This is a genomic window from Arthrobacter sp. TE12232, assembly GCF_054062615.1.
In genome coordinates this window covers 1,579,579-1,602,346 of sequence record NZ_JBSSFK010000001.1, presented here as the reverse complement: position 1 = coordinate 1,602,346, position 22,768 = coordinate 1,579,579, and the positions used below count along the sequence as shown (strand labels likewise).

Annotated in this window: 18 protein-coding genes; 14 read left to right on the top strand and 4 right to left on the bottom strand. The window is 65.9% G+C overall.

Annotated elements, in window-relative coordinates; genetic code table 11:
- Positions 1-21: 21 nt before the first annotated feature.
- A complete protein-coding gene (locus tag ACVWZ7_RS07000; RefSeq protein WP_456507406.1) occupies positions 22-168 on the bottom strand; it encodes a hypothetical protein in 147 nt (48 codons plus the stop codon).
- Positions 169-377: 209 nt separating this feature from the next.
- Between ACVWZ7_RS07000 and ACVWZ7_RS06995 the strand changes: the two genes are divergently transcribed.
- On the top strand, positions 378-1,403 hold the full coding sequence (locus ACVWZ7_RS06995; protein ID WP_456507405.1) for a hypothetical protein: 1,026 nt from the start codon (positions 378-380) through the stop codon (positions 1,401-1,403).
- 363 nt (positions 1,404-1,766) lie between these two features.
- Here ACVWZ7_RS06995 and ACVWZ7_RS06990 read toward each other — a convergent pair whose 3' ends face one another.
- Complete coding sequence (locus ACVWZ7_RS06990) at positions 1,767-2,417, bottom strand: hypothetical protein (RefSeq protein ID WP_116766943.1); 651 nt, start codon at positions 2,415-2,417, stop codon at positions 1,767-1,769.
- A gap of 77 nt (positions 2,418-2,494) precedes the next feature.
- Between ACVWZ7_RS06990 and ACVWZ7_RS06985 the strand changes: the two genes are divergently transcribed.
- From ACVWZ7_RS06985 to sucD, 6 genes are all read left to right on the top strand, one after another.
- Positions 2,495-3,352 (top strand): inositol monophosphatase family protein, encoded by an 858-nt coding sequence (locus ACVWZ7_RS06985; protein ID WP_456507404.1) that lies wholly within the window; start codon positions 2,495-2,497, stop codon positions 3,350-3,352.
- Between the two features lie 210 nt (positions 3,353-3,562).
- Positions 3,563-4,915, top strand: coding sequence for an SWIM zinc finger family protein (locus ACVWZ7_RS06980; protein WP_344363617.1), 1,353 nt, complete (start codon positions 3,563-3,565; stop codon positions 4,913-4,915).
- Positions 4,912-7,599 (top strand): hypothetical protein, encoded by a 2,688-nt coding sequence (locus ACVWZ7_RS06975; RefSeq protein WP_456507403.1) that lies wholly within the window; start codon positions 4,912-4,914, stop codon positions 7,597-7,599. Before ACVWZ7_RS06980 ends, ACVWZ7_RS06975 begins: the two co-directional genes overlap by 4 nt.
- Positions 7,600-8,197: 598 nt before the next feature.
- Positions 8,198-10,732, top strand: a complete 2,535-nt coding sequence (pcrA, locus tag ACVWZ7_RS06970) for a DNA helicase PcrA (RefSeq protein WP_456507402.1) — start codon at positions 8,198-8,200, stop codon at positions 10,730-10,732.
- Positions 10,733-11,182: 450 nt separating this feature from the next.
- The gene (sucC, locus tag ACVWZ7_RS06965; protein WP_018776032.1) at positions 11,183-12,352 is read left to right on the top strand and encodes an ADP-forming succinate--CoA ligase subunit beta; all 1,170 of its coding nucleotides are present in this window, start codon (positions 11,183-11,185) and stop codon (positions 12,350-12,352) included.
- Between the two features lie 12 nt (positions 12,353-12,364).
- Positions 12,365-13,267: a succinate--CoA ligase subunit alpha gene (gene sucD / locus ACVWZ7_RS06960; RefSeq protein ID WP_018776033.1), complete on the top strand. Its 903-nt coding sequence runs from the start codon at positions 12,365-12,367 to the stop codon at positions 13,265-13,267.
- A gap of 183 nt (positions 13,268-13,450) precedes the next feature.
- On the opposite strand, the gene ACVWZ7_RS06955 is transcribed toward sucD, so the two are convergent.
- Both ACVWZ7_RS06955 and ACVWZ7_RS06950 read right to left on the bottom strand, forming a co-directional pair.
- Positions 13,451-13,933, bottom strand: coding sequence for an SRPBCC family protein (locus ACVWZ7_RS06955; RefSeq protein WP_456507401.1), 483 nt, complete (start codon positions 13,931-13,933; stop codon positions 13,451-13,453).
- Entirely contained in the window at positions 13,930-14,292 is a 363-nt protein-coding gene (locus tag ACVWZ7_RS06950) for an ArsR/SmtB family transcription factor (RefSeq protein WP_456507400.1), read from the bottom strand. Before ACVWZ7_RS06950 ends, ACVWZ7_RS06955 begins: the two co-directional genes overlap by 4 nt.
- A 208-nt stretch (positions 14,293-14,500) precedes the next feature.
- On the opposite strand from ACVWZ7_RS06950, the gene ACVWZ7_RS06945 reads away from it, so the two are divergent.
- The 7 genes from ACVWZ7_RS06945 (at position 14,501) to ACVWZ7_RS06915 (ending at position 22,705) form a co-directional block, all read left to right on the top strand.
- Positions 14,501-14,905: a tautomerase family protein gene (locus ACVWZ7_RS06945; RefSeq protein WP_456507399.1), complete on the top strand. Its 405-nt coding sequence runs from the start codon at positions 14,501-14,503 to the stop codon at positions 14,903-14,905.
- 212 nt (positions 14,906-15,117) lie between these two features.
- Positions 15,118-16,119: a 5-dehydro-2-deoxygluconokinase gene (gene iolC, locus ACVWZ7_RS06940; protein ID WP_456507398.1), complete on the top strand. Its 1,002-nt coding sequence runs from the start codon at positions 15,118-15,120 to the stop codon at positions 16,117-16,119.
- The gene (locus ACVWZ7_RS06935) at positions 16,116-17,117 is read left to right on the top strand and encodes a Cgl0159 family (beta/alpha)8-fold protein (RefSeq protein WP_456507397.1); all 1,002 of its coding nucleotides are present in this window, start codon (positions 16,116-16,118) and stop codon (positions 17,115-17,117) included. Before iolC ends, ACVWZ7_RS06935 begins: the two co-directional genes overlap by 4 nt.
- Positions 17,118-17,156: 39 nt before the next feature.
- Positions 17,157-19,085: a 3D-(3,5/4)-trihydroxycyclohexane-1,2-dione acylhydrolase (decyclizing) gene (gene iolD / locus ACVWZ7_RS06930; RefSeq protein ID WP_456506739.1), complete on the top strand. Its 1,929-nt coding sequence runs from the start codon at positions 17,157-17,159 to the stop codon at positions 19,083-19,085.
- A 46-nt stretch (positions 19,086-19,131) separates the two neighbouring features.
- Positions 19,132-20,640 (top strand): CoA-acylating methylmalonate-semialdehyde dehydrogenase, encoded by a 1,509-nt coding sequence (locus tag ACVWZ7_RS06925; RefSeq protein WP_456506738.1) that lies wholly within the window; start codon positions 19,132-19,134, stop codon positions 20,638-20,640.
- A gap of 123 nt (positions 20,641-20,763) precedes the next feature.
- A complete protein-coding gene (locus ACVWZ7_RS06920; protein WP_456507396.1) occupies positions 20,764-21,675 on the top strand; it encodes a sugar phosphate isomerase/epimerase family protein in 912 nt (303 codons plus the stop codon).
- A 16-nt stretch (positions 21,676-21,691) separates the two neighbouring features.
- Positions 21,692-22,705 carry a Gfo/Idh/MocA family protein gene (locus ACVWZ7_RS06915; RefSeq protein ID WP_456507395.1) on the top strand — a complete coding sequence of 338 codons (1,014 nt, stop codon included), beginning with the start codon at positions 21,692-21,694 and terminating at the stop codon, positions 22,703-22,705.
- Positions 22,706-22,768 lie beyond the last annotated feature (63 nt).

Here is a 22,768-nt window from a genome sequence, read left to right as displayed (position 1 = left end):
CGCCTGTCACTACAGTCTCCGTTACTTCTGAGTGGAGTTCGGCCACCAGCCGACCGCTACAACAGAGCCCTGGCTCGAACCGCTTGAGGCAGACACTGCTGCTGAGGCGGACAGACCGGCGCCGGCCAGCGCGCCAGCGACGAGGAGCGTTGCGAGGATTTTCTTCATTTGAACTCCTGATACGTAAGAGGCTGATGTGACTCATGTGGTGCAGGTTTAGTATATGGGGAAATCGACACGCCACAAGGTAACGATTTATAAAGAATTGCGCTGGAGTGTGATATCCGCGCTCCTGGGTGAATCTTGCGTGAAGCCTGCGCAGGTCCTTCTTGCGTGGCTGGTTCGATTCCGCTCTCGCGGCAACGGATAATTGAGGCATGCAACGAAACTCTGTTTCACCCTCCTACGCCGCTGCAGAGCTGCAGGCACGGGAATATCGAACCAGCCATGACTTCGGCCGTGCGGCTAGCAGTGCGCAGGTGGCCTCGGAAATCGCGCGGAACGATGGTGACTTGGCGGCAGCCTGGGGCATGCGGCTCTTTCAGGCCGAGAATCTGCTCGACGCCGGCGATTTCGAGGCGTGCGCCGTGATTGCAGCCGAGTTGGTGGATGGCGCTCCTGGAGCCCCGGCTGAAGATGCCCGTGGCAAAGCAAATATCCTGCTCGCAAAAGCCAGGCAGGGCGCCGGGATGCTGGGGCAGGCGGCCGACGCCGCGCGAATAGCCGCGCTTTTGTCCTCGGGTGCTGGCGATGTGGAGAATAACGTCAAGGCCCGGCAGGCCCTCATCGCGGCCCTCGCCGAAAGCGGAAGGTTGGAGGAAGCCTGGAATGAGAGTCTGCTTTTGGCCGACGACATATCCAACGAGGTCGACGACCAGTTGGTCGGCAAGGCGTACTGGGTCATCGGCAATGTTGCTTTTCTCTGCAACAAAGTGATCGAAGGGCTCGAGTATCACGAACTTGCGGCGGAGACATTTTCGCCGGCGCGAAATCTTGATGTTTGGGCAAAGTTCAACAAGGCATCGGCGGCTATGCGCCTGGCCGCCGAGGTCGCCGACGCGGACACACTCCGCTGCATTGAACGGGCGGAACTGGCCACAGACGTCATTGGCGGCTCCGACGAGGACCATATTCTGTTGAAGCTAAATCGCGGTCACTGGAATTTCCTGGCGGGCGACCCGCAGTCTGCCATCGAAATCCTGACCGAGATCAGCACGGTTGCGGAAAAGACGTCGCCGCAAATTCTGGGCGAGGCCTCACTGTTGCTTGGCCGATCCTATGCTGCCATGGGCAACGTTCCCGAGGCACGGACACACCTGCTGGAAGCCGCAGATCACTTCGAGAAGGCCGGCGCACCGCAACGCGCAGAACAGGCCCGAGAATTCCTCACGAACGTGCCCTGACTTCCCACCGAAGTGGACATGCCCCTCGTTGTCGGCGAGGACTGGACATAACGCCAACATGTCCGGCGGCCGCGGCCAAAGGGGGACATGTCCCGTCGTGGGTCTCGTGCTGCTTCGCGGGACATGCCCCGTGCAGGGACCGAGGAGTGGGCATAGGACCACTGGGCCCGCTGCTCGTGGTCATAGCTGGACATGTCCCGTGGTTGAGTCAGTGTGCCAAGGACAAGTCCAATGGCGGGAGTCAGGACTGGACATGTCCCGTGGTCGAATCAGGGTACGAAGAACAAGTCCAGCGCCGGGGACCCAGGCTGGACATGTTCTACGGGTGAAGCCGGGTTCGAGGGACAAGTCCAGGGACAGGGACTAAGGCTGGACATGTCCCGTGGTGGGGGAAGCTGCAGTGGCTTTGCGTCCGAGGAATACGGCCACGCCGCCGGCCACGAGGCTCAGCGCCAGAAGTGCCCAGCCGGCCACGGTGAGCCCGGAGGCCAGGGCCACCTGACCGGCGTCGAGAGTCCCGGCGGACATCATTGCATCGATCACGATGTTGCCCCACAGCCTGACCACGGCAAAGAGCAGCGGCAATGCCCACAGCGCCCAGCGCAGGGATTTTTTGGCCACGTTGGTTCCGATCAGGAGCAGCCAGGTGAATCCGAAGATCAGCGGGAAGAGCATGCCGGCTGTCTTGTGGACATAGCTGAGCTGGCCGCGGGCGTCGGAGTCCATGGCCGCTCGCAGCTGCTCCACGAACCCCTGGTCGAAACCGCCCACCATCGAATCCGGCATCGCCTGGCCGCCCGACAGTTGCGTGAGCTGGTTGAGGGTGAGCAGATGCAGGTACCAGAACAGGAACAGGCTGGCCACGACCCCGGCGATCACAATCAGGTGGGTGTTGTTCTGTGCCTTCTGCGGGGTCCGGTCGGTGGTCGGATTGATCACCGGCGGAAGGTGGTGTTGGGGGACCGCCGCATTGGCGCCGTGCTTCTTGATCCGCTGCGCGGGTGTCTTGGCCATGGCTCCATTATCGCCCGTCCGGCTCGGCCTCCCGCGCCGGCTGTTCACTGCCAGCGGGCGCCGATACTCTGGAACGCGTGACCGAACTAGGAAAACACCGGCTTGGCCGGCACAGCACCGCAGATCTTGACCCGTCGCTGGATGACTACCAACTGGCCGAGGCCCTGGTCCGCGAGGCCGGCACGCTCGCGCTCTTGATGCGGCAGGCAGGGCTCGAGGGCAGGCAGAAGACGTCTGTCTCCGACGTTGTCACGGCCGCAGACCACGCCGCCGAATCCTATGTGCTGGAGCAGCTGCGGCGCTGCCGGCCCGAGGACGGCATCCTGGGCGAGGAGGGCGCCTCCGTGGCGGGCAGCAGCGGCCGGACCTGGGTCATCGACCCCGTCGACGGGACGTACAACTTCCTGCATGGATCCACGTACTGGTGCTCGGCCATCGCTTTGAAGGACCCGTCCGGTGCCGGGCTCGGCGCCATCTTCCAGCCGGAGGAGGACAAGCTCTGGCTTGGCGGGACGTCCCGGGCGGCAACGCTCAACGGCGAGAAGCTCCTCACTTTCCTCCCCGGCGCGTCCGGAGGCAAGGGAAGGTCGGCCACACCGGTCTCGGAGCTCGGCGCCGCAACGTACATCCACCCGACGTGGCTCGCCGATCCGATGTGTGCCATGCCCTGGCATGCGGCAGCGACGTCGGCAGCGGCCCTTCGCATGTTCGGATCCGGCTCCTGTGACCTTGGCCGGGTGGCCGACGGCGAGCTCGGCTGCTGGTTCCAGCACAGTTGCCCCGAGTGGGACTGGCTGCCGGGCAAGGCGATCGTCGAGGCGGCCGGCGGCGCGACCGACGTCGTGCGAGTCAACGGCCTGGACTGGTTCATCGCGGGAGGCACGACGGCGGTCCGGCAGCTGCGTGCCGCACTCGTCTCCGGTAGCGTCGGCTAGCTTCCCGCCCGGTCCCCGGGCCCCGGAGCCCGGAGCCCGGGGGTCCGCGGGCTAGGGGGTCCCCTCCTCCGTTTCCGGGTCTATCGGAGGGCCAGGGACGCGGCCTATACTTCCGGACATGGGGGACCGATCACCAATTCCGGACGTGCCTGATGTGCTGCCCAGACGAGGAACTGATCGGGTGCGGACCCGCCGGCTGCGGGGAGCAGGATGAGCGGTTACCTCGCCGAATCCGTACTCGTTGAAGCTCACGGCGCCAGGCGGCTCCTCCTGGAGTCAGGTCTGGGCGCCACCCCACAAGGACTGGTGGAAAATCCCAGCTTCTTTCACGGGTTTGCGGCAAGGCCGGACGTGGTGTCCAGCGCGCTTCTCGCCGTTGCCGACGTCGCGGCGTCGAGGTACTACGACGCAGGTTTCCGGCTCAGCGATGTCGTAGACCCGGTCATGACTGCAGGAGGAGACCGCCTGCGTTGTGAGTCGTTTTCGGCATGCAATGGGGTCCAGGCGCGGCTGGACCTGCTGGGCAGCGGCCTGGATGGCGGCGAGATCGGCTTCGGAACCACCAACGTGGACATCAACAGCCCGCTTCGCTCTGCGCTCGCCAACGTGCACCGCAACGACCTGCTCCACTTCGACGTCGGCCGGGACCGGCTGGTGGTCTCCACTCCCGAAGAGAGCCACGTGGAGCGGAAGGTGGACCTGCCTGACCGGTGGGTCCGCGGCTTCGCCGAGACACCCGCCATCGCTGCCGGCATGACGCATCTGGCCGCCGTTTCCGGCTCCGGAGTCAGTCAGTTTCTGGCCTCCTTGCCGGCAGCCCAGCCCGGACGCACGGTCTTCCTACTGCCATCGGCCCGGGGATTGCGCGAGGTGGCGGCGGCGAAGCCGTCAACGGTCACGCTGGCAGGTACCGGACGGCTTGCCGCCGCCAGGCGGGTCGCCCGATTCGCCACCCGCCTGGACATCTTCCGTCACGACAACGGGGCCAGCGGCTGGGTGTTCAGGCTCCCCGGTGCCGACTTCACGCTGCTGCTGTCCCCGGCGGCCGGCCGGGGATTCTCGGGGGAAGGCGGGATCCTTGCGGCACTCGCCGCCCCTGGCGTGAAGGAAGCCGGAGCGACTGTCCTGGACTTCCTTGGATGGCAGGCGGTCATTTCGATAGAGGCGCTCCGCGCAAAGACCTGTCTCTCGTCGGAGCGCGTCAGCCAGGGGCTGGCCTGGTTGGGTGCTTCCGGGAAGGTGGGGTTCGACTTGGTGGAAGACGCCTACTTCCACCGGGAACTGCCGCTGGACCCGGGCCGTACCGTCAGGGACCACCCCCGGCTGCAGGCTGCCCGTGGCATTGTTGCCCGGGGCGGGGTATCCCCGTTGGAGGACTGCTGGGATGTCCTGGCCGCAGACGGAAAATACGCCTACCGGGTGACGGTCGGGGACGGACTCTACCAGTGCACCTGTGCCTGGTGGTACGACTTTCGCGGCTCCAGGGGTCCTTGCAAGCATGCGCTCGCCGTTCAGCTTCTGCGGCTCGAGACGGCACCCGGCCACGTACTGGAAAACACATGACGGCGCCGGAGGGCCGCGGCGACCCGCCGCTCGTGCAGGAGGTACGCCGGCTCGCCACAGCCGAAGACTGGATTGCCCTTCGCGAATACATTGCCGCGCCCCCGCCGGACGAACTCGCCGAGGCGAGGACGTGGTTCGCCAAAGGCGGCCGGACCCTGCTGACCCAGGACCTGGACTGGCGACTCCACGGGACCATCAGCCCCATCGACTCGCATTCCCGCTCAATTGTGAGGGAAATGGTCACCGTCGCCGTCAGCGCACCTGCCGATGCCGCCAGATTCCTGCCCTGGCGGGCGATGGGATGGAACCGCAACGTTCAGATCCTGACGCTGCTGGATGTTCTGGTTTCAAAAGGCGACCATTGGTGCCGGCGCTTCGTGGCCGCGGCGATCCGCCGGAACGCGAGAGCCGGGCAGGAGATTGCCACAACCGTCATCCGCTATTGCCTGCCGCTCATTCTGCACTTTGGAGTTGCCACTGCAGATTTCGAGGCCTATCCGCGGCTTTGGGCGTTCTACTATCGGGGGCTCGCGAACGGCCGGCTCCACGAGGACTGGAACGATGAGCTTGCGGCGCACTTTGAGTCCCCCCGTTGGTCCGGACTCGGGTTCCGCATCAATGCCGCCGGAAGCGCGGTGGTCTTTCCGAAAATGCAGAAATCGTTGCTGGAGTTGTGGGATCAGGACCTGACGGCTTCGAAAACTCTGTTGCGTTGCTTTGAGGCGCCTGACGCGCTGGGGCCCCTGGCCAGGGTAGGAACGCCGACGGAGTGGACCGTCGGGGCCGCAATCGGCGGCTACCTCAACCGGGAGACCTTCAGCAGCGAGGAGGTCTTCGACAAGCTCCGCACGGCGCTCGCACGCGACGATGGACTCCCGACCCAGCGAGTGTTGGCCGATGTCCTGAAGTGGTGTCCGCCCAGCCCTGGGGAGGTTGCTGCCAGCATTCCGCTCCTGCTGTCCGTGGTCGCCACAGCCCCCGGATTCCTGTCCTTCCCGGCGCTTGGGCTTCTGCTCCAGGCGCCACTGGACGGCGGTGACCTCCGGGACCTGAGTGTTGCCGTGTTCGGCAGGACGGAGAAGAAGCCCCAGGAGCTTTTGGTTCGGCACCTCAAGTCGCTCCAGGCTGCGCAGGCATACGACGGCGACGTCCTTGCCGCCTGCTGGGAGGCGGCGGCCGGATCCTCCGATCTGTTGGTCCGGACGACAGCGAAGGAGATGACGGGGCGAGGTCTGGACCCAGCCCGGGAAGAGCCGCTTTACGCCACATCGCTCTGGGGGACGGGGGTCCGACAGCCTCCAGAAATTCCCCTGTTCGTGGCTCAAGAGGTCGATTCGAACAAACCGTTACCGCGGTGGTTCGGACCGCGCGAGCATTCCATCGCCGACGAGCAGCATGTTGATCGCTTCCTGCGGACCGTCTACCGCCGCCCCCAAAACGTTCAGGACTGGTATCGCCGGAACTGGCCGCGGTCGCCGAACACCTGGCGGCACTGGGCGGCCCCGGGCCCGGAGGTTGTCCTGTCGATGTGGGCATCAGGGCAACACAACCTGGCCGCTCACCGGAATCTGATCGGCCTGGTCCGGGCATCCCTGGCCCGCTCCTCCGATACGGACGACCCTTTTGGCTGGTCGAGTCCTTTGGCCGCAGTCCACATATTTCGTCAAAGTGAGCTGGTGGTCCAGGCAGGAACCGTGCCCTACTCCCTGGCCACACCGAGTTATGACAACTTCCGTGTGGAACTGGGCAGGCTGGTGTCACTGCTCCGGCTTTTTGAACGCGAAGGCTGGGCGTATGGTGAAGCCGACCTGTTTCAGGCACTCTTGCGCCTGGGGCCGATGGATGCGCGGCTGGCAGCCGATGTCCCTGAACTGCCCGTCCTGCCATTTGACGGTCCGGACGGGCAGGAGCGGCATGCCGGTCGAATTCTGCGCGAGTGGGTCGGAGGAGGAGGATTCAGGCCCCCTCCGGTGGACGCTCCGCTTACCTTGCCGGTCCCCTTGGAACGGTTTCCGTCGATCCCCCCGGAGCTTCTGTCGCCAGAGGTGTGGAGTGGCAGCGGACGCGGACATCTGGGTACGTGGCTCGCCTCTGAGGCCTCGGCGGTGGTGCCTTTCTGGCCCGACCTGGGCGCCATCTGGTTGGACAGGCGGGTGGTCTACAGCGGGCTCGTCGCACTGGCGGCAGGCGGACCTGCGGGGGCAACGGCCGGAGAACTCGGGCAACTGACTCACGATTGGTTCATTGCCATGCTCACCAGTTCCCGCCCGGACGACAGGAGCAGCACCCTTGAAACGGTGCTGGAAATGGCCGCGAGGCGCCAGTTGTCAGCTGAACACCTGGCCATGGCTGCACGGAAGCGCGTCGAGGCCGGCGACCAATCGCTGGGCCGGCTGTCGAGGGCCATGGCGCTGGTGGCCTATGAGGGTCATCTGGAGTGTGTCTGGCCGGTGCTCACCGCCCTTGTGGTGACGTCCTCCAAACAGCAGAGGCTTCCTGCCGGGACCAGTGAACTGCTCGCCACTTGCACGGAATTCTGGGAATCCATTCCTGTTGATCACCGGACAACCGCAACAGCCCAAGACTTCGCAGTGGCCGTCCAGAGGCTGGCCGGCGCCAAGACTGCCACTAAGACGGCTTTGGAAGCGAAGCGGCTCGCGTCGCAGATGGACCTCATGCGTTAAGCCAGCCTGGAGCTTCTCCCGATAAACAGGCCGGCGCCGCCAGCCGGCAAGCTCATTCCCTAGCGAAGTTTTTCAGTGGGACATGCTCATTCTTCGTGGTCAGGACTGGGCATGTGGGGATTGTGCCCATTGGTGGCTGGTTCCGCGGGACATGCTCATTGCACAGTCCGACGTTCAGGGGACATGCTCTTTCTTGAGCTCAGGCTTCGCGGGACATGCTCACTCCACGGTCCAACCTGCGTGGGACATGCTCATTCTTCGCGCTCAGGCGTGGGCATATGGGGGTTGTGCCCATTGGTAGCTGGTTCCGCAGGACATGCTCATTCCACGGCCCAACCTCCACGGGACATGCTCATCGCGCTGTCCAATGTTCAGGGACATGCTCATCGCGCAGTCCAATGTTCAGGGACATGCTCATTCTTTAGCGCAGGCTCCGCGGGACATGCTCACTCCACGGTCCAACCTGCGTGGGACATACTCATTCTTCGTGGTCAGGACTGGGCATAAGGGGATCATGTCCACTGGCTGCGGGCGGCGGAGGGCATGTCCCGAGGGGCGGACGTGGCTGTCAGCGCCACCGCCTAGACTTAGATACACCATGGATATGTTGTTTGACCCTTATGCCGACGGACCCTTCCAAGCTGCCTCCAAGGCGGCGGCAGGCACCAAAGAGCCTTCCGGGACCGGCCTTCCGGGGCTGGATTCAGAGGCCGGCTTTGGCCTGGACGGCAACGGCTTCGGCCCGGGCCATGCTCTCGGCAGCGCCCCTGGCAACGCCTGGGACGGTCCGCAGCTTCCGAACGCGAGCGAGCTTCTGGAAGGCCTGAACCCGCAGCAGGAAGAAGCCGTGAAACACGCCGGCAGCGCCCTGCTGATCGTGGCCGGCGCCGGCTCTGGCAAGACCCGGGTGCTCAGTAACCGGATCGCCTACCTGATCGCCACGGGCCGGGCGCACCACGGCGAGATCCTGGCCATCACCTTCACCAACAAGGCCGCGGCGGAGATGCGGGAACGCATCGAGGTCCTGGTCGGCGCCCGGGCGAAGACCATGTGGATCTCCACCTTCCACTCCTCCTGCGTCCGGATCCTGCGCCGCGAGGCGAAGAACGTCGGCCTCAATTCCAACTTCTCCATCTACGACTCCGCGGACTCGCTGCGCCTGATCACTCTCGTCGCCAAGAACCTGGACCTCGACCCCAAGCGCTTCGCCCCCAAGGCCATCCAGCACAAGATTTCCGCGCTGAAGAACGAGCTCATCGACGACGACTCCTACGCCTCCAGCGCCAACTACAACGATCCTTTCGAGCAGGCTGTCGCCGAGGTCTTCAAGGGCTACACCCAGCGCCTCCGCCAGGCCAACGCGATGGACTTCGATGACCTGATCGCCCAGACCGTCTACATGTTCCGGGCCTTCCCCGCGCTCGCCGACTCGTACCGGCGCCGCTTCCGGCATGTCCTCGTGGACGAATACCAGGACACGAACCACGCCCAGTACGCCCTAGTGCGCGAGATTGTCGGCGAGGGGCCGGAGGCCTCCGAGCTCACCGTGGTGGGCGACTCCGACCAGTCCATCTACGCCTTCCGCGGCGCGGACATCCGCAACATCGTGGAGTTCGAGAAGGACTACCCGGACGCCCGGACCATCAAGCTGGAGCAGAACTACCGCTCCACCCAGACCATCCTCAGCGCCGCCAACTCGGTCATCTCGCGCAACCCCAACCGGCCGGAGAAACGGCTCTGGACGGCCGAGGGCGACGGCGAAAAGATCGTCGGCTACGTCGGCGAGAACGAGCACGACGAAGCGCAGTTCATCGCCAAGGAAATCGACCGGCTGCAGGACGAGGGCAATCTGCGTCCCGGCGACGTCGCCATTTTCTACCGCACCAACGCCCAGTCCCGCTCGATCGAAGACGTCCTGGTGCGCGTGGGCCTGCCGTACAAGGTGGTTGGCGGCACCCGCTTCTACGAGCGCAAGGAAATCAAGGACGCCCTCGCCTACCTACGGGTTCTGGTCAACCCCGACGACGACGTCAACCTCCGCCGGATCCTCAACGAACCCAAGCGTGGCATCGGCGACCGTGCCGAGGGCGCTGTCGCTGCCCTTGCCGAGCGCGATCGCACCTCCTTCATGACCGCCGCGAGGCGCGCCGACGAAGCCCCGGGCATGGCAACCCGCTCGGTCAACGCCGTGCTGGGCTTCGTGAAACTCCTCGACGACCTCGCCGAGGTGGCCTCCGGCTCGGGTGCCGCCGCCGCCCTGGAAGCCGTGCTCGAACAGACCGGCTACCTCGCGGCGCTGCGCTCCAGCACGGACCCCCAGGACGAATCGCGGGTCGAGAACCTGGCGGAACTCGTCGCCGTCGTGCGCGAATACGAACGCGACAACCCCGAAGGCTCCCTCGGCGCCTTCCTGGAGCAGGTGTCCCTCGTGGCCGACGCCGATCAGATTCCCGATGCTCCCGGGGCAGATATTGACGCCGCGGTGGCCGAGGCCAAGCGTCTGGGCGTCGTCACGCTCATGACCCTGCACACGGCCAAGGGGCTGGAATTCCCGGTCGTGTTCCTCACCGGTATGGAGCACGGGCTGTTCCCGCACCAGCGCTCCGCCACCGATCCCAAGGAACTGGCCGAGGAACGCCGGCTGGCCTATGTCGGGCTCACCCGCGCCCGGAAGCGCCTCTACCTCACTCGGTCCGAGGTTCGCAGCATGTGGGGCCAGAGCCAGTACAACCCGGCCAGCCAGTTCATCGAGGAGATCCCGGCCGAACTCGTGGAATGGAAGCGGGAAGGCGCCAGCCGCCAGAGCGGCGGCTGGGGGAGCGGCCCCGCGATCGGTTCCAGCCGCTACAGCGGATCATTCTGGGGCGCCGGAACGCCCCGCGGCGCCGGCGCCAGCCCGTCTGCGGGCTTCAACGCCGATGTTCCCGCCGCCGTGGCCAAGAACAGGGTCCAGCCGCAGAAGGAAATCGTCGCCGTCAGCGTGGGGGACAAGGTCAACCACACCAGCTTCGGCAACGGCACCGTCCTTGCCGTGGAGGGCGCCGGGGACAAGACGGTCGCCAAGGTGAAGTTCGACGTCGGGGAGAAGCGGCTGCTGCTGCGCTACGCGCCGCTGACCAAGCTGGACGCCTAGGGGAGGTGCCCGGCGCCGGCACCGCCAGCGCACGCGCCAGAAGGCCATTGCGCATGACCGCTCGCCGGCCCTCGCCGAGCACGCATCTGCCGGCCGCCGCGCATCTGCCGGCCGCCGCGCATCTGCCGGCGCCTGCGCCGGCTCCTCCCGCCTACGTTACGAAGGCGCATCTGACACGGCCTCACGGCCGGTCCGCACGCCGTCGGACACCCCAAAAACCGCGTAATCTAGCGGTTTTTCTACGCTCCATAGAATAGTGTCCTTACTCACATAACGGGTACTCTGGAACGGGCTGGTCCGATCGAAGGACTAGAGTTCCCAGAGGAGCATTGCGCCGTGTGGCTCGTTTCCAAGCTTGTCGCAGGGTGCGTTTATTCCGCAGCCCGGTAACCGCGAATACGTGGGGTCCGGCTGTACAGAAACTACTTCGACGTAGAAGGACACTAAACCGTGGACCTGTTTGAATACCAGGCGCGCGATATGTTCGAGGCGCACGGTGTACCCGTGCTTGCTGGCATCGTGGCGCACACCCCTGAAGAAGCAAAGGCAGCTGCCGAGAAAATCGGCGGCGTAACTGTCGTCAAGGCCCAGGTTAAGGCCGGAGGCCGCGGCAAGGCCGGCGGCGTCAAGGTCGCCAAGACCGCTGACGAGGCATTTGAACACTCCACCAACATCCTCGGGATGGACATCAAGGGGCACACCGTCCACCGCGTGATGATCGCCCAGGGTGCTGACATCGCCGAGGAATACTACTTCTCCGTCCTGCTGGACCGGGCCAACCGCAACTACCTGGCCATGTGCTCGGTTGAAGGCGGCATGGAAATCGAGCAGCTCGCCGTTGAGCGCCCCGAAGCCCTGGCCAAGATCTCGATCGACCCGGCCGTGGGCATTGACCAGGCCAAGGCCGACGAAATCGTCGCCGCTGCAGGCTTCGCCGAGGAACTGCGCGGCAAGGTCGCCAGCGTAATTCTGAAGCTCTGGGACGTCTTCAAGAAGGAAGACGCCACCCTCGTGGAGGTCAACCCGCTGGTCCTGACCGGCGCCGGTGACATCGTTGCCCTCGATGGCAAGGTCTCCCTCGACGAGAACGCCGACTTCCGCCACCCCAAGCACGCGCACCTTGAAGACAAGGACGCTGCTGACCCGCTCGAGGCCAAGGCCAAGGCGCAGGACCTCAACTACGTCAAGCTGGACGGCGAAGTCGGCATCATCGGCAACGGCGCCGGTCTCGTGATGTCCACCCTCGACGTCGTTGCCTACGCCGGTGAGAACCACGGCAACGTCAAGCCCGCCAACTTCCTGGACATCGGCGGTGGAGCGTCCGCCGAGGTTATGGCAGCAGGCCTCGACGTCATCCTGGGCGACCCGCAGGTCAAGTCCGTCTTCGTCAACGTCTTCGGCGGCATCACCGCCTGTGACGCCGTTGCCAAGGGCATCGTTGGCGCACTGGCCGAGCTGGGCCACTCCGCGAACAAGCCGCTGGTCGTCCGCCTCGACGGCAACAACGTTGAGGAAGGCCGCCGCATCCTGGCCGAGGCCAACCACCCGCTGGTTACCCTGGCCGCCACCATGGACGAGGGCGCCGACAAGGCCGCCGAGCTCGCCAACGCAGCGAAGTAGAGGGACTCGACTATGTCTATTTATCTGAACAAGGACTCCAAGGTCATCGTCCAGGGCATCACCGGCGGCGAAGGCACCAAGCACACCGCCCTGATGCTCAAGGCCGGCACCAACGTTGTTGGCGGCGTCAACGCCCGCAAGGCCGGCACCACGGTCCTGCACGGCGACACCGAGATCACCGTATTCGGCACCGTCAAGGAAGCCATGGCCGAGACCGGCGCTGACGTTTCCATCGTTTTCGTGCCGCCGGCCTTCACCAAGGACGCCGTCGTTGAAGCCATCGAGGCCGGCATCGGCCTCGTCGTGGTCATCACCGAAGGCGTGCCGGTCCAGGATTCCGCCGAGTTCTGGGCACTGGCCCAGTCCAAGGTCGACGCCAACGGCAAGCAGGTCACCCGCATCATCGGCCCGAACTGCCCCGGCATCATCACCCCGGGTGAGGCCCTCGTCGGCATCACCCCGGCAAACATCACGGGCAAGGGCCCCATCGGACTCGTCTCCAAGTCAGGCACCCTGACCTACCAGATGATGTACGAACTGCGCGACCTCGGCTTCTCCACCGCCATCGGCATCGGCGGCGACCCGGTCATCGGCACCACCCACATCGATGCCCTCGAGGCCTTCGAAGCTGACCCGGAGACCAAGGCGATCGTGATGATCGGCGAAATCGGTGGCGACGCCGAAGAGCGTGCCGCCGACTACATCAAGGCACACGTCACGAAGCCGGTTGTCGGCTACGTGGCCGGCTTCACCGCCCCGGAAGGCAAGACCATGGGCCACGCGGGCGCCATCGTCTCCGGCTCCGCCGGCACCGCCCAGGCCAAGAAGGAAGCCCTTGAGGCTGCCGGCGTCAAGGTCGGCAAGACGCCGTCCGAGACCGCCAAGCTCCTGCGTGAGGTCTTCGCAACCCTTTAGTTCGAAGCACCTGCACCACGCACCAAAAGCAACGCGGGGTCACTTGCGGCCCGTCCCACTCACTGGGACGGGCGCGAAGTGGCCCCGCGTTGTTGTTCAAGTACGACGGCGGCAGTGCCACCTTCCCGGCGGAGGTGGCACTGCCGCCGTCGTACTTTGTGTTCGATGTATTTGGGGCTCCGGTTAGACCTTTGCCCCGGTGAGGACTTCTTCGAGCCGGTCGTAGCCCTCGGACATGCCGCCCTCCATCCCGGACTGCGCCATGCCGTCGCGCGCCTCCACGCTGGGGTAGACCGCGTGGCCGATGAGCCGGGACCGGCCGCCACCCAGATCCACGAAGGTCATGGAATCGAGGCTCACCACATCCGGGTAGCCGTCGAACTCGAAGGTCTGGATGGCGAAGTCGTTCTCGCGGACGGTGTGGAAGACGCCGCTGAAAACATACGCGCTGCCGTCCGGCGCTGTGTGGGTGTAGCGGTAGCTGCCGCCGGTCCGGAAGTCATAGTGGTCAATGCTCATGCGCATCCTCCGCGGCCCGAGCCACTGGGCGACGAGTTCGGGGTCCTGATGCGCCCGGAAGACCTCGGAGACCGGGAAGTCGAAGTCGCGCTCGAAGTCGATGAAGGGGAGTCCCGCGGGGACCTTCAGCGTCAGTGCGTTGCTCATGATGCGTCCTTTGCCTGTGTGCCGCCCTGCGCGGCGCGGGTTTCAAGCACGGCGTCAAGGCTGCGGTACTGGCCCTCGCGGATCAGCCGGTACTGGTCGATCCAGGCGGTGAGCGCCTCAAGCCGTGCGGGGTTCAGGTGAACGGGCCGGCGCTGGGCGTCACGGGTGCGCGTGACCAGCTGCGCCTTCTCGAGGACCTGGATGTGTTTCGAGACCGCCTGTTTGGTGATCCCGAAAGGTTCCGCCAGTTCATTGACGGTGGCCGGACCCCGGCTGAGCCGGGCAATGATGCGGCGCCGGACGGGATCGGCGAGGGCCAGGAAGGCCGCGTCGAGGTCGCCGTCGTCGCTGGAATCCATGGGGTGGGTGCCTCCTCTTCAGTAGTCACCTGCTCAGTAATCAACTAACTAATTAATCAACTAACTGCTTGATCAATCTCTAGGTTGTTAACGCTACGCCGACACTCCGAGCCGCGCAATACCCCAACACTGTGAGCCCCCGGGAATCCTTGCGCCACTCCTTCGAACTTTGTTAGTATGTCAGGACAAACTACCGAAGGAGACGCGAGTGCCTCTCGTGCGAATCGACGTCAATCAGGGCCGCACCACGGAGCAGCTGCAGGGACTCAGCCAGGGAATCCACGCTGCGATCGTGGCTGAATACGGCATTCCGGAACGGGACTACTTCCACATCCTGACGGAACATCCGGCCGGGCAGATCGTCGCCCAGGACGCCGGCCTCGGCTTTGACCGGACGCCGGATGTTGTGATGATCCAGATCTTCACCCAGGCCGGGCGCAGCCAGCCCGCCAAGCAGTCCCTGTTCGCTGCCATCGCGGAAAAGTTGGCCGCGGTAGGGGTTTCCGGCGAGGACGTCTTCATTGGCTACGTCGAAAACACGGCCGGGGACTGGTCGTTCGGCTTTGGCCGGGCCCAGTACATGACCGGCGAACTTGGGGTCCCCAGTCAGTAGCCGAGGGCCGTCCTGCCGCCGTCAGGACGGCCACTCCACGGCGCTGTTAGTGCGTCCCGTGTCAAGTTGTAAATATGTCAGTACAAACCTTTGACAGTACATGGATTCTAGGGCAAAGTAGTGGATGTGGCCCGGCTCACGCCGGCCCCTAAGCACCGAAGCTCAGGCTGCGAAAAGGTACCGAGTTCACACCAGAAAGGTCCACGATCACCGTGACCCACGAACTGCTCACGATCGGGCGAATCAGCGTTGATATCTACCCGAACGACATCGGGGTGGATCTGGAGGATGTCACGTCCTTCGGAAAGTACCTTGGCGGATCCCCATCCAACGTAGCGGTCGCCGCTGCCCGCCATGGCCGCCGCACCGCCGTTATCAGCCGCACCGGCGACGATGCCTTCGGCAAGTACCTGCACCGCGAGCTGCGCAAGTTCAACGTGGACGATTCCTACGTCACCGCGGTCAAGGAGTGGCCCACTGCGGTCACGTTCTGCGCGATCAAGCCGCCGGAAGATTTCCCGCTCTACTTCTACGGCCGGTTCCCCACGGCGCCGGACCTGCAGATCAGGGCCGAGGAACTGGACCTGGACGCCATCAGGGACGCCGGAATCTTCTGGTCCACCGTCACCGGCCTCTGCCAGGAGCCCAGCCGCACCGCCCACATCAAGGCCCACGAGGCACGTCCGCGCACCGGGCTGAAGCCAGGCCAGTTCACCATCCTTGACCTCGACTACCGGCCGATGTTCTGGGCCTCCGAGGAGGAAGCCCGGGAACAGGTCGGCAAGATCCTGCCGCACGTCACCGTGGCAATCGGCAACGACAAGGAATGCGCCGTCGCCGTCGGCGAGGGCACCCCGGACGAACAGGCCGACCGGCTGCTCGCCGCCGGCGTCGAAATCGCGGTCGTGAAGCTTGGACCGGAAGGCGTCATGGCCAAGACCCGCACCGAACGCATCGTCTCCGCCCCGGTGCCGGTGGAAACCGTCAACGGCCTCGGCGCCGGCGACTCCTTCGGCGGGGCATTCTGCCACGGTCTGCTCTCCGGCTGGCCGCTGGCCCAGGTGCTCGACTTCGCCAACGCCGCCGGCGCCCTGGTCGCCTCCCGCCTGTCCTGCGCCGACGCAATGCCGACGCCGGAAGAAGTCACGGGCCTGCTCGCCGAACGCGGCCGTCTGGCGCCGGGTTCCTACGCCACCGAAGGAGCAACACTGTGAGTGTCAACCCGGCCGCCGCCACCCTCACGCTGGGCGATGACCCCCGCCGCTACGAGCACCTGAGCATCATCCGGCTCGAAGACCCGGACGCGATCGCCCGCGCCGCGAAGGCCCGGCGCCGCCACCCCGGCGTCAAGGCCGGCAAGCAGAACTTCATCGTCGCCGCCGACCACCCCGCCCGCGGGGCCCTCGCGGTCGGCAGCGATCCGGTGGCCATGGCCGACCGCCGCCAGCTGCTGGACCGCCTGCAGATTGCGCTGGCCAACCCGGACGTGGACGGTGTCCTGGCCTCGCCGGACATCATGGACGACCTCCTCCTGCTCGGCGCGCTCGAGGGCAAACTGCTCTTCGGCTCGATGAACCGCGGCGGCCTCTCCGGCCTGGTCAACGAATTCGATGACCGCTTCACCGGCCACACCGCGGCCGCCCTCGAGGCCCTCGGCGCCGACGGCGGCAAGATGCTGACGCGCATCTGCCTCGGTGATCCGGACACCGTGGCCACGCTCGAGGCAACGGCGAGGGCGATCGATTCCCTGGCCGAGCGCAAGCTGATCGCCATGGTGGAACCGTTCCTGTCCGTCTGGGAGAACGGCAAGGTCCGCAACGACCTCTCCACCAACGCCGTGATCAAGTCCGTCGGCATTGCCGAAGGCCTCGGCGCGACCAGCGCCTACACCTGGATGAAGCTCCCCGTGGTGGCCGAGATGGAACGTGTCATGGCGTCTACCACCATGCCCACCGTGCTCCTGGGCGGAGACCCCGAGGGCAGCCAGGAGGACGTTTTCGCCAGCTGGCAGGCGGCCCTGGCCCTGCCGGGTGTCCAGGGCCTCACGGTCGGCCGGACCCTGCTCTACCCGCACGACGGCGACGTCGCCGGCGCCGTGGCAACCGCCGCCTCGCTGCTAAACAACAAAGCGTCCGTGCCCGCAGCCGCAGAGCACGCTGGGATTGCTGGGCCGACCTGGTCGGACCGCATCCCCCTGAAAGCATCGGAGTAACTTCCCATGGGAATGAGAACTGCCTCAGGAACACGCAGAATGACAGTCGCCCAGGCTGTCGTGGAATACCTGTCCAAGCAGTACACCGTCGATTCGATCGGCGGCCGGGACTTCCGGGAACGCCTGATTCCGGGCACGTTCGGCATCTTCGGCCACGGCAACGTTGCCGGCGTCGGCCAGGCCCTCAAGCAGTACCAGCAGCTCGATCCGACGATCATGCCGTACTACCAGGGCCGCAACGAACAGGCCCAGGCACACCAGGCTGTCGGCTACGCCCGGCACACCCGGCGCCGCCAGACGTTCGCGATCAGCACCTCGATCGGCCCGGGTTCCTCAAACCTGCTCACCGGCGCGGCGCTGGCCACCACCAACCGGCTGCCGGTCCTGCTGCTGCCGAGTGACACCTTCGCCACCCGTGCCGCCGACCCTGTGCTGCAGCAGCTTGAGCAGCCCTACGCCTACGACATCACCGTCAACGACGCCTTCCGGCCGCTGTCCAAGTTCTTCGACCGGGTCTCCCGGCCCGAGCAGCTGTTTTCGGCGTTCCACCACGGCCTGCGTGTCCTGACCGACCCGGCCGAGACCGGTGCGGTCACCATCTCGCTGCCCCAGGACGTCCAGGCCGAGGCCTTCGACGTGCCCGAGGAATTTCTCGCCGAACGCGAATGGCGGATCCGCCGCCCCGACGCCGACGACGAGGACGTCCGCCGCGCCGCCGACGCGATCCGCGCCGCCAAGCGCCCCCTGATCATCGCCGGCGGCGGCGTCCTCTACGCCTACGCCAACGAGGAACTCGCCAAATTCGTCGAACTTACCGGCATCCCGGTGGGCAACACCCAGGCCGGCGTCGGCGTCCTGCCTTGGGACCACAAGTTCTCCCTCGGCGCGATCGGCTCCACCGGCACGACGGCGGCCAACGCCATCGCCGCCGAAGCGGACCTCATCATCGGCATCGGCACCCGCTACGAGGACTTCACCACCGCGTCCCGGACCGCGTTCCAGAACCCGGACGTGAAGTTCATCAACATCAATGTCGCCGCCATCGACGCCTACAAACACGGCACCTCCCTGCCGATCGTCGCGGACGCCCGCAAGGCCCTGGTGAAGCTGAACCAGGCCCTCGGCGGCTACCGGATCGGCGCGGACCTCGAACAGCAGATCGCGAACGAGAAGACCCGCTGGAACGCCACCGTCGATGCGGCCTTCGACACCCGCTTCACCCCGCTGCCCGCGCAGAACGAGATCATCGGCGCCACGAGCCGCGCCATGGACGCGGCGGACGTCGTCATCTGCGCCGCCGGGTCCCTGCCCGGAGACCTGCACAAGATGTGGCGCGTGCGGGACCCGTTCGGCTACCACGTCGAATACGCCTACTCCTGCATGGGCTACGAAATCCCCGGCGGCCTCGGCGTCAAGCGTGCCGCCCTGGCCGAAGCCGCGAAGGGCGGGGCGCAGCGCGACGTCGTCGTGATGGTGGGGGACGGCTCCTACCTGATGATGCACACCGAACTCGTCACCGCCGTCGCCGAACGGATCAAGCTGATCGTGGTCCTGATCCAGAACCACGGCTACGCCTCGATCGGCTCGCTCTCCGAGTCCCTCGGCTCGCAGCGCTTCGGCACCCAGTACCGGGCCCTGGATGAGGAACACCACAGCTTCGACGACGGCGAGCGGCTGCCGGTGGACCTGGCCCTGAACGCCGAGTCCCTCGGCGTGAAGGTGATCCGGATCGAACCCGGCGAGAAGGTCATCGCCGAGCTTGAGCAGGCCATCCGCGACGCCAAGGCCGCCCCGGAAAACGGCGGCCCGATCGTCATCCACGTCGAATCCGACCCGCTGCTGGATGCCCCCAGCTCCGAGTCGTGGTGGGACGTTCCGGTCTCCCAGGTCTCCGAACTCGAATCCACGAAGCAGGCCTTCCAGACCTACGTCGACCACAAGAGCCGCCAGCGCAAGCTGCTCGGCTGACCCCCTCACCACCACGAACAGCCACAGACCAAGGAAGTCCATCACCATGTCAACGACGACCGTCACCACCATCAGCCACTTCATCAACGGCGCCGAAACCTCCGGCGAGGGCACCCGCACCCAGCCCGTCTACAACCCCGCGACCGGCGCGGTCTCCGCGGAGCTGCGGCTGGCCAACCGGGCGGACCTGGACGCCACGGTCGCCGCGGCCCGCAAGGCTGCGGACACCTGGGGCGATATCTCCCTGGCCAAGCGCACCGCGGTGCTGTTCAAGTTCCGCGAACTTGTCGCCTCCCACATCGACGAGCTCGCCGAGCTGATCACCGCCGAGCACGGCAAGGTCCTCTCCGACGCCAAGGGTGAGATCGGCCGCGGCCTGGAGGTCATCGAGTTTGCCTGCGGCATCCCGCAGCTGCTCAAGGGCGACTACTCGGACCAGGTCTCCACCGGCATCGACGTCTTCTCCTTCCGCGAGCCCCTCGGTGTCGTTGCCGGGATCACCCCGTTCAACTTCCCGGTCATGGTGCCGCTGTGGATGGCCCCGATGGCGATCGCCACCGGCAACGCCTTCATCCTCAAGCCCTCCGAACGCGACCCCTCCGCCTCCATGCTCCTGGCCAAGCTGTGGAAGCAGGCCGGCCTGCCCGACGGCGTCTTCCAGGTCCTGCACGGCGACAAGGAAACGGTCGACGGCCTCCTGACCCACCCGGACGTGGACGGCATCTCCTTCGTCGGCTCCACCCCGATCGCGAAGTACGTCCACGAGACCGCCACCAAGCACGGCAAGCGCGTCCAGGCCCTCGGCGGGGCGAAGAACCACGCGATCATCCTGCCCGACGCCGACCTCGACAACGCCGCCGACCACCTCGCCGCCGCCGCCTTCGGCTCCGCCGGCGAACGCTGCATGGCCATCTCGGTTGCCGTCGCCGTCGGCGACGCCGCCGACCTGCTGGTCAAGAAGGTCCAGGAACGCGCCCTGGACATCAAGGTCAACAACGGCACCGTGCCCGACGCCGAAATGGGCCCGGTCATCACCCCCGCCTCCAAGGAACGCATCGTCCGGATCGTCACCGAAGCCGAAACCGCCGGCGCCGCCATGGTGGTCGACGGCCGCGACCTCGTCGTCCCCGGCCACGAGGACGGCTTCTGGGTCGGCCCCACCGTCCTGGACCACGTCACGGCCGGGATGACCGCCTACACCGAGGAAATCTTCGGGCCCGTCCTGGTTGTGGTCCGCGTCGAGGACCTCGACGCCGGCATCGCCCTGATCAACGCCAACCCGTACGGCAACGGCACCGCGATCTTCACCTCCTCCGGCGCCAGCGCCCGCAAGTTCCAGCGCTCCGTGGACGTCGGCATGATCGGCATCAACGTCCCCCTGCCCGTGCCGGTCGCCTACCACTCCTTCGGCGGCTGGAAGGCATCCCTCTTCGGTGACAAGCACATCTACGGCCCCGAAGGCGTCTCCTTCTACACCCGCGGCAAGGTGGTCACCTCCCGCTGGCCCGAAACGCATCACGCCTCCGGCGCCTCCTACAACTTCCCCTCCAACTAGTCCCCACCGCCAGGGAACCCTGGCGGCGTGGGCCCACCCAACAGACACGATCGATTGCTCCGCAACCGCCGTTTTGAGCGTCCAAAACGGCACCTGCGGAGCAATCGATGAGAAGGAATGGAAATGACAGAGAACAAGCTGATCATCGGCACCGCGCCGGACTCCTGGGGCGTCTGGTTTGCGGACGACCCGCAGCAGACCCCGTGGGAACGCTTCCTGGACGAGGTCGCCGAATCCGGCTACAAGTGGATCGAACTGGGCCCCTACGGCTACCTTCCCACCGACCCCTCCCGCCTCGCTGAAGAACTCAAGGCCCGCGACCTGAAGGTCACCGCAGGCACCGTGTTCACCGCCTTCCACCGCGGCCTGCACCAGTGGGAAACCGCATGGGAGCCGGCCCGCAAGGTCGCCGAACTCACCGCCGCGATGGGCGGGGAACACATCGTGGTCATCCCGGCGATGTGGCGCGACGACGTCACCGGCGAGGCCGTCGAGAGCGGCACGCTTACCGAGAAGGCGTGGAGCGACCTCTTCACGGGCCACAACCGTCTGGGCAAGACCCTGCTGGAGGACTTCGGCCTGAAGCAACAGTTCCACTCGCACGCAGACTCCCATGTCGGCGCACAGGAGGACATCGAGACCCTTCTCGCCGCCACGGACTCCAAATACCTCAACCTCTGCCTGGACACCGGCCACGCAGAATACTGCGGGGCCTCCAGCCTCGACCTGATCAAGAACTATCCGGACCGGATCGGCTACCTGCACCTCAAGCAGATCAACCCGGACATCCTCAAAAAGGTCAACGAGGAAAACATGACCTGGGCCGCCGCCAACCTGGCCGGCGTCATGACCGAACCGCCGAACGGACTGCCGGACCTGCGCGCCGTCATCGAAGCCGTCGAGGCGCTCAACCGCCCGATCTTTGGCATTGTGGAACAGGACATGTACCCCGTGGCCTTCGACGTCCCGATGCCGATCGCCAAGCGCACCCGCAACTACCTGCTCTCCTGCGGCTCCCGCACCGCCGTCAACTAGAACTGAGGACAAAATCATGACCAAGACCCTCCGCGTAGCTGTCATCGGCGCCGGCCGTATGGGAGCAGACCACATCCAGCGGCTCAACACCCGCATCCACGGCGCCGAAGTTGCCGCCGTCGTCGACGTCGACCTCGCCCGCGCCCAGGCCGCCATCGAAGGCATCCCGGGCGCCGTCGCCCTGGCCGACGCCGACGAAGCCCTGAACAACGGCGACGTCAACGCTGTGCTGATCGCCACCCCCGGCTTCCTGCACGAGGACATCCTGCTCAAGGCGATCGCCAAGGACATCCCGATCCTCTGCGAGAAGCCGCTCACCCCGGACGCCGAGTCCGCGTGGAAGATCGTCGAGGCTGAAGAAAAGCTCGGCCACAAGCGCATCCAGGTCGGCTTCATGCGCCGCTTCGACGCCGAATACGCCGCCCTGGGCAAGATCATCCGCGACTCCGAACTCGGCGAGCTGCTCATGCTGCACCACCAGCACCGGAACCCGACCACCCCGGCAGGCTTCACCAACGAGATGCTGATCAACGATTCCGTGGTCCACGAGTTCGACGCCATCCGCTACTTCACCAGCGAGGAAATCACCTCGGTCCAGGTCCGCCTCGGCAAGCCCACCAGGAACGCCCCGGCTGGTCAGCACGACCCGCAGCACGTCCTGATCGAGACCGAGTCCGGCGTCCTGGCCGACGTCGAGATCTACGTGAACGCGAAGTTCGGCTACGAAGTGGCCACCCAGGCCTCCTTTGAGGACGGCATCGTCAGCATCGGCGGGGACAAGGGCCCGTACACCCGCAGCAACGGACACTGGGGCGGCAACGTCACCCCCGGCTTCGAGGAGCGTTTCGGGGCGGCGTACGACGTCGAAATCCAGTCCTGGGTCGACGCGGCCCTCCGCGACGAGATCGGCGGCCCCACCGCCTGGGACGGCTACGCCACCGCCGCCTGCTGCGAAGCCGGCGTCGAGGCGCAGAAGAACGGCGAAAAGGTCGCCGTGAAGCTCAACGCCAAGCCTGCCCTCTACCGCTAGGAACCCTGCCGGCCGGCCGCCTTCTGCTAACAACACGGCGCCGGCCGGCCGCGCGTCCGCCAG

Excerpts from the sequence above, each read along its gene's own strand:
- ACVWZ7_RS06915 (WP_456507395.1), top strand. The coding sequence starts at position 21,692 with ATGACCAAGACCCTCCGCGTAGCTGTCATCGGCGCCGGCCGTATGGGA.
- ACVWZ7_RS06995 (WP_456507405.1), top strand. The coding sequence starts at position 378 with ATGCAACGAAACTCTGTTTCACCCTCCTACGCCGCTGCAGAGCTGCAG.
- ACVWZ7_RS06990 (WP_116766943.1), bottom strand. The coding sequence starts at position 2,417 with ATGGCCAAGACACCCGCGCAGCGGATCAAGAAGCACGGCGCCAATGCG.
- pcrA (WP_456507402.1), top strand. The coding sequence starts at position 8,198 with ATGGATATGTTGTTTGACCCTTATGCCGACGGACCCTTCCAAGCTGCC.
- ACVWZ7_RS07000 (WP_456507406.1), bottom strand. The coding sequence starts at position 168 with ATGAAGAAAATCCTCGCAACGCTCCTCGTCGCTGGCGCGCTGGCCGGC.
- ACVWZ7_RS06980 (WP_344363617.1), top strand. The coding sequence starts at position 3,563 with ATGAGCGGTTACCTCGCCGAATCCGTACTCGTTGAAGCTCACGGCGCC.
- iolD (WP_456506739.1), top strand. The coding sequence starts at position 17,157 with ATGACAGTCGCCCAGGCTGTCGTGGAATACCTGTCCAAGCAGTACACC.
- sucD (WP_018776033.1), top strand. The coding sequence starts at position 12,365 with ATGTCTATTTATCTGAACAAGGACTCCAAGGTCATCGTCCAGGGCATC.
- ACVWZ7_RS06975 (WP_456507403.1), top strand. The coding sequence starts at position 4,912 with ATGACGGCGCCGGAGGGCCGCGGCGACCCGCCGCTCGTGCAGGAGGTA.
- ACVWZ7_RS06950 (WP_456507400.1), bottom strand. The coding sequence starts at position 14,292 with ATGGATTCCAGCGACGACGGCGACCTCGACGCGGCCTTCCTGGCCCTC.
- ACVWZ7_RS06955 (WP_456507401.1), bottom strand. The coding sequence starts at position 13,933 with ATGAGCAACGCACTGACGCTGAAGGTCCCCGCGGGACTCCCCTTCATC.
- ACVWZ7_RS06920 (WP_456507396.1), top strand. The coding sequence starts at position 20,764 with ATGACAGAGAACAAGCTGATCATCGGCACCGCGCCGGACTCCTGGGGC.
- ACVWZ7_RS06925 (WP_456506738.1), top strand. The coding sequence starts at position 19,132 with ATGTCAACGACGACCGTCACCACCATCAGCCACTTCATCAACGGCGCC.